General features: G+C 74.3%; 11 protein-coding genes and 2 pseudogenes. 4 read left to right on the top strand and 9 right to left on the bottom strand.

Features of this window, described 5'->3' with window-relative positions:
- The first annotated feature begins 350 nt into the window (after positions 1 to 350).
- Positions 351 to 1,439: a right-handed parallel beta-helix repeat-containing protein gene (locus ABZW03_RS27945; RefSeq protein WP_355263914.1), complete on the top strand. Its 1,089-nt coding sequence runs from the start codon at positions 351 to 353 to the stop codon at positions 1,437 to 1,439.
- Between the two features lie 50 nt (positions 1,440 to 1,489).
- Positions 1,490 to 2,524, top strand: a complete 1,035-nt coding sequence (locus ABZW03_RS27940) for a methyltransferase (RefSeq protein WP_355263911.1) — start codon at positions 1,490 to 1,492, stop codon at positions 2,522 to 2,524.
- A 117-nt stretch (positions 2,525 to 2,641) separates the two neighbouring features.
- Here the strand turns inward: ABZW03_RS27940 and ABZW03_RS27935 are convergent, their stop codons facing one another.
- The 9 genes from ABZW03_RS27935 to ABZW03_RS27895 all read right to left on the bottom strand — a co-directional run bounded on the left by ABZW03_RS27935 (position 2,642) and on the right by ABZW03_RS27895 (position 9,417).
- Entirely contained in the window at positions 2,642 to 3,280 is a 639-nt protein-coding gene (locus ABZW03_RS27935; RefSeq protein ID WP_355263908.1) for a class F sortase, read from the bottom strand.
- A 150-nt stretch (positions 3,281 to 3,430) separates the two neighbouring features.
- Positions 3,431 to 3,865 (bottom strand): hypothetical protein, encoded by a 435-nt coding sequence (locus tag ABZW03_RS27930; RefSeq protein ID WP_355263905.1) that lies wholly within the window; start codon positions 3,863 to 3,865, stop codon positions 3,431 to 3,433.
- Between the two features lie 347 nt (positions 3,866 to 4,212).
- On the bottom strand, positions 4,213 to 4,542 hold the full coding sequence (locus ABZW03_RS27925; RefSeq protein WP_355263902.1) for a TcmI family type II polyketide cyclase: 330 nt from the start codon (positions 4,540 to 4,542) through the stop codon (positions 4,213 to 4,215).
- Positions 4,539 to 4,994, bottom strand: coding sequence for an SRPBCC family protein (locus tag ABZW03_RS27920; protein ID WP_355263899.1), 456 nt, complete (start codon positions 4,992 to 4,994; stop codon positions 4,539 to 4,541). The genes ABZW03_RS27925 and ABZW03_RS27920 overlap by 4 nt, the downstream gene beginning before the upstream one ends.
- 1 nt (position 4,995) lies before the next feature.
- A complete protein-coding gene (locus tag ABZW03_RS27915) occupies positions 4,996 to 5,256 on the bottom strand; it encodes an acyl carrier protein (RefSeq protein WP_355263896.1) in 261 nt (86 codons plus the stop codon).
- A gap of 33 nt (positions 5,257 to 5,289) precedes the next feature.
- A complete protein-coding gene (locus ABZW03_RS27910; protein ID WP_355263893.1) occupies positions 5,290 to 6,528 on the bottom strand; it encodes a beta-ketoacyl synthase N-terminal-like domain-containing protein in 1,239 nt (412 codons plus the stop codon).
- Positions 6,529 to 6,533: 5 nt separating this feature from the next.
- Positions 6,534 to 7,790, bottom strand: a complete 1,257-nt coding sequence (locus ABZW03_RS27905) for a beta-ketoacyl-[acyl-carrier-protein] synthase family protein (protein WP_355263890.1) — start codon at positions 7,788 to 7,790, stop codon at positions 6,534 to 6,536.
- The gene (locus ABZW03_RS27900; RefSeq protein ID WP_355263887.1) at positions 7,787 to 8,212 is read right to left on the bottom strand and encodes a cupin domain-containing protein; all 426 of its coding nucleotides are present in this window, start codon (positions 8,210 to 8,212) and stop codon (positions 7,787 to 7,789) included. Before ABZW03_RS27900 ends, ABZW03_RS27905 begins: the two co-directional genes overlap by 4 nt.
- 29 nt (positions 8,213 to 8,241) lie before the next feature.
- A complete protein-coding gene (locus ABZW03_RS27895; RefSeq protein ID WP_355263884.1) occupies positions 8,242 to 9,417 on the bottom strand; it encodes a SchA/CurD-like domain-containing protein in 1,176 nt (391 codons plus the stop codon).
- Between the two features lie 304 nt (positions 9,418 to 9,721).
- Between ABZW03_RS27895 and ABZW03_RS27890 the strand changes: the two are divergent.
- Both ABZW03_RS27890 and ABZW03_RS27885 read left to right on the top strand, forming a co-directional pair.
- Positions 9,722 to 11,080 (top strand): annotated as a pseudogene (locus tag ABZW03_RS27890) (FAD-dependent monooxygenase); the annotation flags it as partial.
- A gap of 167 nt (positions 11,081 to 11,247) precedes the next feature.
- Positions 11,248 to 11,321, top strand: a pseudogene (locus ABZW03_RS27885) (YbaB/EbfC family nucleoid-associated protein); the annotation flags it as partial.

Raw genomic sequence — 11,321 nt, 5'->3', positions numbered from 1 at the left:
GCTACGGCAGCATCGACGACGCCGTCACGGTCGTCTCGGCCGCCCAGGCGCTCTGCGCGGAGAAGCGGATGTTCCTGATCGTCGACCGCTCGACCGCCCGCCCGCCCGATCGCCCACCACCCCGCACCCGCGCCACGCCGGGCCGGTCCCACCCCCGGCCGACACCCCGTCAGCCCCGCAGCCCAGCCCTGGTGGCGGGCCCACCCGGCCGCCCGTACCGTCGACACGGCCGCACCCACCGGCCGTCATCGCCCGCGCACAGCGCGTCAGCCCACACCGCCGGACCGTGCGGACGAGCACGACACCAGCACGAACACCGCGCGCGCCGACAGAAACGCAGGTCACCACTCATGCCCACGCGACGGGTCCACCACCTCGCCGCGGCCACCGCCGCCGCCACCGCCCTGACCACCGCCCTCGCCGCGCTGGCCGCCGCCCCTGCGGCCCGCGCCGACGGTCCACCGTTCGCCGCACCCCACTTCGTCCACCCCGGCCAGTCGATCCAGCAGGCCGTCGACGCCGCCAAGCCGGGCGACACCGTCCAGCTGCTCCCCGGCGTCTACCGGGGCAGCGTCCGCATCACCACCCCCGGCCTCACCCTGCGCGGCTCCGGCCCGGACAGCGTGATCACCCCCGGGGACGGCACCGAGAACGCCTGCGCCACCGCCGGGCACGGCCTCTGCGTGGTCGGCACCGAGGAGCAGCCGCTGTCCGGCGTCACCATCGACAGCCTCGCCGTCACCGGCTTCCGCAGGAACGGCATCGACGCCAGCGGCACCACCGGCCTGACCGTCAGCGGCACGTACGTCCACGACAACGTCCAGCAAGGCATCAGCCAGGAGATGTCCACCCGGGCCGTCATCCGCGGCAACCACTCGACCGACAACGGCCAGTCCGGCGTCTTCCTCGCCAACTACGCCTACCGCGAGGGCGGCTCGCCCGACACCGGCGGCACCGTGGTCGAGGGCAACGTGCTGACCGGCAACCGGGTCGGCGTCACCGTCCGCCGGCTGCGCGGGCTGGCCGTCCAGGACAACGCGCTCAGCGGCAACTGCGCCGGCGTCTTCGTGGTCGGGGACGAGGGCGTGCCCCGCGCCGGGGACCTCGACATCCGGCACAACACCGTCGTCGGCAACAACAAGTTCTGCGCGGCCAACCCGCGGCTGGGCGCGATCCAGGGCGCCGGCATCGTGCTCACCGGCACCGAGGACACCCGGGTGACGGACAACGAGGTCCGCGACAACACGGGCACCTCGGACTTCTCCGGCGGGATCGTCCTCTTCAGGAGCGTGGTCGGCGTCTCCAACGCCCGTGCCGTGATCACCGGCAACCGGCTGAGCGGCAACGGCCCGGCCGACCTCGCCGACCGCGACCCCGGCGCCGACAACACCTTCGCCCGCAACACCTGCGAGCGCTCCGAGCCGGCCGGTCGCTGCTGAGCTCCGGTACTCGTCGCCCCAGTAGCCCCAAGGACCCGAGGAGCCCAGCCATGACCACCGCACCCGCCCACACCAGCCCCCAGGCCGCGATGCGCCTGCGGGAGCTCGTCTTCGGCGCCGCCTGCGCCGCCGCCGTCCGCGCGGCCGCCCGGCTCGGTGTCGCCGACGCGCTCGACGACACCCCGACCTCCGTCACCGACCTCGCCGCCGCCCTCGACACCGAGCCCCGCCAACTGCGCCGCCTGCTGCGCGCGTTGGCCTGCTACGGGATCTTCGCGGAGAGCGGCGGCGACCGCTTCGAGCACACCGAGATGTCCCGGCTGCTGCGCGAGGACGCGCCCAACTCGCTGCGCTACATCTCCCTCTGGTGCACCGAGCCGTGGACCTGGGAGGCCTGGCCGAAGCTGGACGAGGCGGTCCGCTCCGGCCGCAACGTCTTCCCCGAGCTGTTCGGCAAGGAGTTCTTCGACTACCTGCACAGCGACGCGGGGGACTCGGCGAAGGTCTTCGACAAGGCGATGACCACCTCCAGCCGGCAGTCCGCCGAGGACTTCGCCGAGTACCTGGACCTCACCGGCGTCGACTCGGTGGCGGACATCGGCGGCGGCCAGGGCCACGTGCTGGCCAGCCTGCTGGAGCGGCACCCGGCCCTGCACGGCACCCTGCTCGACCTGCCCAAGGTGGTGGCCGGCGCCGACCCGCGGCTCCAGGACGGCGGCGCCTTCGCCGACCGTGCCCGCCTGGTGCCGGGCGACTGCCGGGTGGAGATCCCGGTCCGCGCCGACCTCTACATCATCAAGAACATCCTGGAGTGGGACGACGACAGCACCCGCCGCACCCTCGCCAACGTGGTGAAGGCGGCCGGCTCCGGCGCCCGGGTCGTGGTGGTCGAGAACCTGGTCGACAACAGCCCCTCGATGCGGTTCACCACCGCGATGGACCTGATGCTGATGCTCAACGTCGGCGGTGCCAAGCACTCTGAGGAGAGCATGGTCGGACTGATGGCGGAGGCCGGGCTGACCGTCACCGCGGTCCGCCCGGTCAACCCCTACCTGCACGCCTTCGAGGCCACCGTGAGCGGCTGAGCCGCCGCCGCACCGCACCCGCACCCGTACGCGACGACCGCCGGCCCCCGAACTCCGGGGCCGGCGGTCGTCGCGTACGCCGTTGTCAGGGCGCTGCCGCGTCAGGCGCTCGCCGCGTCAGCCCGGGTGCGAGGACTCCAGGTGGGCGAAGACCACCACGTTGTCCAGGTAGTCCCGCCGCTTCTTGTCGTACGTGCCGCCGCAGGTGATCAGCCGGAGCTGGGCGTCGGGGGTCCGGCCGTACACCTTCGCGTCGGGGAAGGCGTCCTTGGCGAAGGTCTCCACCGAGTCCACCGAGAACACCGCGACCGTGCCGTCGGCGCGGCTCACCTCGATCTTGTTGCCCGGCAGCAGGAAGCTCAGCAGCAGGAACACCGCCGGGCCCTTGGAGGTGTCCACGTGGCCGGCCAGGACCGCGCTGCCGCGCTCGCCGGGGGAGACGCCGTCGCGGTACCAGCCGACCAGGTTCTTCTCGTCCGGCGGCGGCGCGTCGAGCTGGCCGGCCGGGTTGAGGGCCAGCTCGGTGAACGGCGCGTCCACGGCGATCTGCGGGATCCGCAGCCGGGTGGGCTTGGCGCGCTTGAGCACCGGCGTCCGTGCCGCGCCGTCCGGGGCCTGGGGGTCGGCACCCGAGGGCCCGGGGACGGCCGGCGCGGCGGCCGCCGGGGGAGCGGGCCTGCCGTCCTCCGCGTCGGCGTCCGACCCGGTGTCCACCGAGTTGTAGATCAGCAGCAGCCCGACCGCTGCCGCACCCATCCCCGCGCGTAGCAGCCGGGGCATTCCAGAGGCGGGACCGCCCGTCATTCCTGTCCTCCGCTCAACCGGTTCCGCGACGGACCGCCGCCCCCGGTGCGCCCGCCCGTGCGGGGAGGACGTCCGGAGGCGGCGGAAGCAGGGCGCCCGGCGTCAGGCGACCGCGCCGGAGGCACGGCGCCCGCGGCGCAGGGCGTACGCGCCGGCGCCGAGGCCGCCGAGCAGCAGCACCGCGCCGGAGGCGAGTCCGCCGCCGGACACCGCCAGGCCGCCGCCACCGGTGTGCACCCCGCCGTGCGGGGCCTTGTGCTCGTCGTCCTTGGCCTCGGTGCCCTTGGCCTCGATGCCCTTGTGCTCGTCGGTGGCCTTGCGCTCGTCGGTGCCCTTGTGCTCCTCGGAGGCGGCACCGCCCTTCTTGTCGTCGGTGGCCTTGGAGCTGTCGGAGGTCTTCTCGGACTTGTCCTGCTTCTCCTGCCAGGTCAGGTTCTTGCCCTGGTCGGCGGCACCGTCGGCGAAGGCGATGGGGGTACCGACGGTCAGGACGGCGGCGACGGCCGCCCCGGCGAGCAGCGTGCGTGCAGAACGCATGAGGATGATCCTTCCGGCGCGCAGGACCGCGACTGCCGGCACGGTGCCGGACAAGGGGACTCGCGGGGGGTGCGCCTGATCCACCGTCATCCACCGTGCGGCCGCCCGCCACCTGAGTGTGGCAGCGCCGGTACGCGGCGTGCGCCCTTCGGGTGGTGTCCCGGGTGTGTTCACCCGGTCGGCCGGGCGATCCGGGTGAATCCGCCCGGTGCGGGTCCGGCCCCGAGCGGACGGGCACGCGTGAACGGGCGGGTGCGGACCGGCAGGTGCGGACGGGCAGGCGCGGGCGGGCGCGCGTGGGCCCGCCCCCGGCGCACGGCCGGAGGCGGGCCCAACGGGCGGCCGGTTCAGCGGTCCCAGCGGTAGAACTCCCGCGCCATCGCGTCCTTCGGCTCCCGCCAGGTCGCCGGGTCGTACGCCTGCACGAAGGCGGTCAGGCGGTCGCTGACGGTCCGGAACTCCGGGTGCCCGACGACCTTGGCGACGGCCGGGCCCGGCGGGCGGTCGGCCTCGATCAGGTGCAGGTAGACGTCGCCGAACTGGAAGAGGCTGCGGCCGGTGACGCCGATCAGGTGGGGCAGTTCGCCCCGGTCGGACTCGGCGAACACCTCGGCGATGTCCGGCGCGGCCTCGGGCTTCATCCGGGCGACGATCAGCGCCCGGTGCGCGCCGGTCACAGCTCCGCCGCCCGCTTCTCGACCTTCTCCCGGATCAGCTGCATCTGGATCTTGGAGTTGCGGTTGATGTGGCCGGTCATGCCCTCGTCGTCCACCGGGGCGGCCGGCTTCATCGCGAAGTCCTGGATCCAGCGCATCCTGGTGCCGGCCGGCACCTCCGCGTACTCCCAGCGGATCTCCATGAACTCGAACGGGCCGGGCTCGACCCGGCGGGCGCGCACCGAGAGCGTGTCCCGGTCGGTCTCCCGCTCGGAGACCCAGCTCCACACCTGGCCGTTGTCGTCCGGGTGCATGGTGAGCCGGAACCGGACGAGGTCGCCCTGCCGGTCCAGCACCTCCACCGAGGCGTACTCGCTGAACAGCTGCGGCCAGTTCTCCAGGTCGTTGGTCATCTCCCAGACCAGGTCGAGCGGAGCGGCGATGACGATCTCGTTGTCGGTGTGTCCGGGCATCTCAGGCACCAGCCTTCGCGGCGAGGGAGGAGTTGACCAGCTCCAGGAACTCGGCGGGGGTCTTGGCCGACTCGGCGCCCGAGGTGACCTTGAGGTTGTGCCGGTTCTCCAGCTCGCCGACCACGCCGAGCAGGCCGAGCGAGTCGATGCCGAACGCGTCGAACTCCGCGCCCGGCCGCGCCAGGTCGCCCGGGTCGACGGCGACCCCGGCCCGGGCCTGGAGCAGCTCGGCGAGTTCCGGATAGCTGAGGGTGTTGCTCACGGGGGTGTCCCTTCGAAGGTGTGACGGGGTGGTTCAGGGCCGCGCGCGCCGGACCACCAGCGCGGAGTTGGAGCCCATCAGCCCGCGGCTGAGCACCAGCGCGGTGTTCAGCTCGGCCGGGCGGGCGCGGCCGGTCACCAGGGCGAGGTCGTGGCAGACCTCGGTGACGTTGGGGGTGGGCGGCAGCACGCCGTCCTCCATGGCCAGCACGGCCGCGGCCACGTCGAGCAGCGGGGCGCCGCAATAGGCCCGCCCCGTACCGGTCTTGGGCGCGGTGACCGGGACCCGCTCGGCGGCCGGGCCGAGCGCGTCGGCCAGCGCCAGGGCCTCCGCCCGGTCGGCGGCCGGGACCCCGAGGGCGTCCGCGAAGACCACGTCGATCTCCTCGGGCGCGATCCGGGCCTCGTCCAGTGCGATCCGGATCGCGGCCGCCAGCCCCTCCCGGGACTCCGCCCAGCGGGAGGCCCCGGTGAAGGTGGCGCCGTGGCCGGCCAGCTGCGCCCGGACGTGGGCGCCGCGCCGGCGGGCCGCCCGCTCGTCCTCCAGCAGCAGCATCGCGCCGCCCTCGGCGGGGGAGAAGCCGCAGGCCGCCGCGGTGAACGGCAGGTACGCCCGCTCGGCCCGCTCGGCCAGGCTGAGTTCGGGGTAGCCGAGCTGGCAGACCATCGAGTACGGCGCCAGCGGGGCCTCCGCGGCGCCGGCCACCACCGCGTCGGTGCCGCGCTCGATTGCCCGGGCGGCGTGCGCGAGGGCGTCCAGCCCGCCGGCCTCGTCGCTGGCGACCACCCCGCACGGGCCCCGGTAGCCGCCGCGGATCGAGATCTGGCCGGTGCTGGCCGCGTAGAACCAGGCGATGGACTGGTACGGACCGACGAACCGCGGCCCCCGGCCCCAGAGTTGCTGGAGCTCGCGCTGGCCGAACTCGCCGCCGCCGGAGCCGGCCGCGGTCACCACGCCGACCGAGAAGGGCTGGTCCGGGTCGGGCCGGAACCCGGCGTCCGCCACCGCCAGGTCGGCGGCGGCCATCGCGTAGTGCGTGAAACGGTCGGTCTGCACCAGGAAGCGGTTGTCGATCGCCGACTGCGGATCGAACCCGTTCACCTGGCCCGCGATCCGGAGCGGCAGCCCGGTGCAGCCCTCGCGGGATATCCGGTCGAGGACGCTCACGCCCTGCCTGGTGGCCTTCCAGAAGGCGTCGGCCCCGACCCCGTTCGGCGCCACCACGCCGAGGCCGGTGACCACCGCCCGGCGGCCCTGCTGACGTGACGTCATGGAACTCACCCCGTTCTGTTGAGCACGACGGCGGACTGGAATCCGCCGAATCCGCTGCCGACCGAGAGGATGTGGCTCAGCGGCAGCTCGCGCGCGGTGCGCGGCACGTAGTCGAGGTCGCACTCCGGGTCCGGAGTCTCGTAGTTGGCGGTCGGCGGCACCACGCCGTGGGCGAGCGCCAGGGTGCAGGCGACGACCTCGATGGCGCCGATCGCGCCGAGCGAGTGCCCGACCATCGACTTGATCGAGCTCATCGGCGTCCGGAAGGCGTGGGCGCCCAGCGAGCGCTTGACCGCGGCCGTCTCGTGCCGGTCGTTCTGCTTGGTGCCCGAGCCGTGCGCGTTGACGTAGTCCACCTCGGTGCGGTCCACCCGGGCGTGGGCGAGCGCGTGGTCGATCGCCCGGGACATCTCCAGCCCCTCCTTGGTGAGGCCGGTCATGTGGTAGGCGTTGCCGAAGGTGGCGAAGCCGCCGATCTCGCCGTAGATCCGGGCGCCGCGGCGGCGGGCGTGCTCCAGCTCCTCCAGCACCAGGACGGCGCCGCCCTCGCCGAGCACGAAGCCGTCCCGGTCGGCGTCGAAGGGGCGGGAGGCGTGCTGCGGGTCGTCGTTGCGCTCGCTGGTGGCCTTGATGGCGTCGAAGCAGGCGACGGTGATCGGCGAGATCGGGGAGTCGGAGGCGCCGGCGACGCAGATGTCGGCGCGCCCCTCCTCGACCGCCTGGAAGCCGTAGCCGATCGCGTCCAGGCCGGAGGTGCAGCCGGTGGAGACGGTCTGCACCGGGCCGTGCGCGCCGGTCCGCTCGGCCACCGCGGAGGCCAGCGTGCTGGGCGCGAAGGCCCGGTGCAGCTGCGGCTCGGCCTCCCGGTGGTCCACGTCCCAGCGGGCGCCGGCCGCGCTCACCAGGGCGTAGTCGTGCTCCAGCCGGGTGGTGCCGCCGACGGCGGTGCCGAGCGAGACGGCGATCCGCCACGGGTCCTCGGCGGCCAGGTCCAGGCCGGCGTCGGCGATCGCCTCGTCGGCCGCGACCATCGCGAACTGCACGTAGCGGTCGGCCCGTTGGACGTCCTCCGGGCCCAGCCCGTGGGCCGCCGGGTCGAAGTCGACCTCGGCGGCAATCCGGGAGCGGAACCCGGTGGGGTCGAAGAGCGTGATGCCCCGGGTCGCGGTGCGGCCGGTCGTCAGCAGGTCCCAGAAGGCCGGGACGCCGACCCCGCCGGGCGCGACCACACCGATCCCGGTGACGGCGACGCGCCGGGTCACGAGCCCACCTTGGCGTGTTCCGGCGGCCCGGACGCCGCGGTCCCCTCGGTGCTGACGTGGCCGAGGTCGGGGCGGGGGGCGAGCGGGCCGCAGTGGAAGACCATCCTGGCCTCGGTGTCGCCGACGTTGCGGAAGCGGTGGCGCATGTTGATCGGGATCATCAGGCCCTGGTCCGGCTTGAGCGGGTGGGGCTCGCCGTCCAGGTCCACCTCCAGGTCGCCGCAGACGACGAACACGAACTCCTCGGAGTACGGGTGGTAGTGCTCGCCGATCCGCTCGCCGGGCTTGACGATCGCCAGGCCCATGAAGCCGCTGGTCGCGCCGCAGCTGGTCGGGGTGAGCATGGTGCGCAGCTCGGCGCCGTGGCGGCGGTTCTCCGGTGCCTCGTGGACGCTGACGATCCGTGGGGACTGCGTGGTCATGGAGGATCCTCCCGTGAAGTGACGGAGCGTCAGTTGTTGATCGGGTCGGCTGACTTGCGGTCGGTGACCGGGTTCATGGCGCGGGCGGCGAGGAACGCGCCGAGCCCGGCGGCGGTGCGCAGGTCGGTCTGCGGGCCGAGGTCGAGCAGCCCGGCGAGCACCACGGCCTGCTGGTCGTCGGCCACGCCGAGGGCGGCCGCCGGGTCCGCCTCGGCCGGCACCCGCAGGTCGACCAGGCGCACCACCACGTCCTCGCGGTGGAAGACGGTGGCCGCCGCGACCGGCCCGGTCGGGTCGGCGGTGGCCAGGTTGTCGTGCCCGGCCAGCAGCTCGGCCACGGCCTGCCCCCGGCCCGGGCGGACCGGGTAGAGCACGGCGTGCCGGTGCAGCCGGGCGGAGGCGGGGGAGCCGGCGATCGCCTGGTGCCTGGCCGGCAGCGCGGCCTTGGCGAAGAACGCCCGGGCGGCCTGCGGGTCGCCCAACTGGCGGGCCTCCTCCAAGTACGGGTTGAGCGCCTCCTCGACGGCCCGCACCTCGGGCTGCATCGCCACGTGGCGCAGCGCGTCGCCGAGGTTGCCGATCACCTCGACGGCGCGGACCACCCGGTTGCCGAGCATGAACAGCGAGGTGCGGCGCAGCCTGGTGCGCTCGTCCACCTCGGCCCGGGGGGAGGCGTAGCCGGAGAGGATGCGGGCCACCTCGGGCTCGCTGCCCGGCTTGACGGTGAAGGTCAGCGCGTGGCGGACCACGCCGTCCGGGCCGGGCTCGGCCTTGGGCGGGCCGACGTGCCCGGCGGGCGCGGTGCGCGGCAGCCCGGGCGGCACCTCCATCGGGGCCCGGGTGCCGGTGGAGCCGGCCGCCGAGGTCTCGCGCAGCACGGCGTAGCGCAGCGAGCGGAAGTTGTCGCTGACGCAGCCGTGCATCGGCTTGACCATCTCCCGGTGGGCCGGGCTGTCCACCCACTTCAGGAAGGTCTCCTGGTCCTTCCACTCGCTGGTGATCAGCCACTGGCGCGGGTCGTTGATCGACTGGCACAGCTGGTCGCTGACGTGGCCGGGGACCGCGGCCACCTGGTGGCGCAGCTGCTCGTACACGTCGAGGAAGCGCTGCTGGGCACCGTCCTGGATCTCCAGCATCAGCACCACCCGCAGCCGGGTGTCGGCCTCGTCGTGCTGCTTCGGCTGCGGTTCGGACAGAGTTGTCATGATCCACTTTCTGCTCTGGGCCGCACACTGCGGGCCGTGTCGGCCGCGCCCGGCGGGTGCTCCCCGGCCCGGGAGGGCGGTGCGACGGCGGGTCGGCCGGGCGAGTCGGCGCCAGGCCTGAGGTCGATCGTGGGCGGCTCACCGGGCGCGGCGCGAGATTTGCGGGCCATCCGGGCGAAGGGGCGGCAGGGGCGCCCTCCGGCGGGGGATGGAAGAGCGGGGCCCCCGGCTGAGCGGGCCCGTCGTGGGCGGCACCGGGCCCAGTCGCCGGGCCGCGGAATCCCCTGACAGGGCGGAGCAATCGATGAATCCGAAGGTTGACGACCGGGTGCCGGTCCTGATCGTGGGCGGCTCGCTGGTCGGGCTGTCGGCCTCACTCTTCCTCGGCCGGCTCGGGGTCGGACACCTGCTGGTCGAGAAGCACGCGGACACCTCGCACCACCCGCGGGGCCGCGGCAACAACGTCCGCACCATGGAGCTGTACCGGGTGGCCGGGGTCGAGCCGGCGATCCGCGAGGCGGCCTCGATCCTGGCCCCCAACCACGGCATCCTCCAGGCGCCCTCGCTGACCGGCGCCGAGCAGGAGTGGCTGTTCCGGGAGATCGACCCGGGCGGCCGGCTGGCCCGGTTCAGCCCCAGCTCCTGGTGCCTGTGCAGCCAGAACGACCTGGAGCCGGTGCTGCTGCGGGCGGCCCGCGGGCTCGGCGGCGACCTGCGGTTCGGCACCGAGCTGGTCTCCTTCGAGCAGGACGCCGACGGCGTCACCTCGGTGCTGCGCAGCCGGGAGAGCGGCGAGGAACGGGTGGTGCGCTCGGAGTTCCTGATCGCCGCGGACGGCCCGCGCAGCCCGGTCCGGGAGCGGCTGGGCATCGGCCGGTCCGGCAAGGGCGAGCTGTTCCACAACGTCAGCATCACCTTCCGGGCCAAGCGGCTGGCCGAGGTGGTCGGCGACCGCCACTTCATCGCCTGCTACTTGACCAACCCGGAGGCGGACGGCGCGCTGCTCCCGGTGGACAACCAGGAGGAGTGGGTCTTCCACGCGCCCTGGCACCCCGAGCACGGCGAGCCGCTGGAGGCCTTTACCGACGAGCGCTGCGAGCGGCACATCCGCACCGCCGTCGGCCTGCCGGAGCTGGACGTCGAGATCACCGGCCGGGCGCCCTGGCACGCCGCCGAGCGGGTGGCCGACCGGTACGGCGCCGGGCGGGTCTTCCTCGCCGGGGACTCCGCCCACGAGATGTCCCCGACCGGGGCGTTCGGCTCCAACACCGGCATCCAGGACGCCCACAACCTGGCCTGGAAGATCGCCGCCGTGCTCTGCGGCTGGGCCGGTCCGCGGCTGCTGGAGACGTACGGGCAGGAGCGCCGGCCGGTCGCCCGGGTGACGGGTGAGCGGGCCTCGGCCCGCTCCGCCGAGCACAGCCACCCGGGCTACGCGGTGGTGCCGGGCGTCGGCCGGCAGGCCGGGGTGCTGGCGGTGGCGCTCGGCTACCGGTACCCGGTCGGTGCGGTCGTCGGCGCGGACCGGACCGGCCCGGTGGTCCCCGAGCAGTTCGAGTCGGCGGGCGAGCCGGGCAGCCGGGCCCCGCACCAGTGGCTGCTGCGGGCGGGGGTGCGGCTCTCCACGCTGGACCTGTACGAGCAGGCGATGGTGCTGCTCACCGGCCCGGAGGGCGGCGCCTGGCAGGCGGGCGCCCGGCGCGCGGCCGACCGGCTGGCCGTCCCGCTGGACGGCTACCGGGTCGGCGACGGCGCCGAGGACGACCTGGCCCCGGAGCCCGGCGCGGACTTCGCCGCGCTGCACGGCATCTGCTGAAGCAGGCGCAGAAGATGCAGCAGGATTTCGCGAAGGCACAGCAGGAGCTGGCCGAGACGAAGGTGAACGGCTCGGCGGGCGGCGGCCT

Source organism: Kitasatospora sp. NPDC004799 (assembly GCF_040609095.1).
Classification (GTDB): Bacteria; Actinomycetota; Actinomycetes; order Streptomycetales; family Streptomycetaceae; genus Kitasatospora.
Note: the sequence above shows the minus strand (reverse complement) of the source record. Positions and strands in the feature narration are given on the sequence as shown.

Excerpts from the sequence above, each read along its gene's own strand:
- ABZW03_RS27945 (WP_355263914.1), top strand. The coding sequence starts at position 351 with ATGCCCACGCGACGGGTCCACCACCTCGCCGCGGCCACCGCCGCCGCC.
- ABZW03_RS27940 (WP_355263911.1), top strand. The coding sequence starts at position 1,490 with ATGACCACCGCACCCGCCCACACCAGCCCCCAGGCCGCGATGCGCCTG.
- ABZW03_RS27935 (WP_355263908.1), bottom strand. The coding sequence starts at position 3,280 with ATGGGTGCGGCAGCGGTCGGGCTGCTGCTGATCTACAACTCGGTGGAC.
- ABZW03_RS27930 (WP_355263905.1), bottom strand. The coding sequence starts at position 3,865 with ATGCGTTCTGCACGCACGCTGCTCGCCGGGGCGGCCGTCGCCGCCGTC.
- ABZW03_RS27920 (WP_355263899.1), bottom strand. The coding sequence starts at position 4,994 with ATGCCCGGACACACCGACAACGAGATCGTCATCGCCGCTCCGCTCGAC.
- ABZW03_RS27910 (WP_355263893.1), bottom strand. The coding sequence starts at position 6,528 with ATGACGTCACGTCAGCAGGGCCGCCGGGCGGTGGTCACCGGCCTCGGC.
- ABZW03_RS27900 (WP_355263887.1), bottom strand. The coding sequence starts at position 8,212 with ATGACCACGCAGTCCCCACGGATCGTCAGCGTCCACGAGGCACCGGAG.
- ABZW03_RS27895 (WP_355263884.1), bottom strand. The coding sequence starts at position 9,417 with ATGACAACTCTGTCCGAACCGCAGCCGAAGCAGCACGACGAGGCCGAC.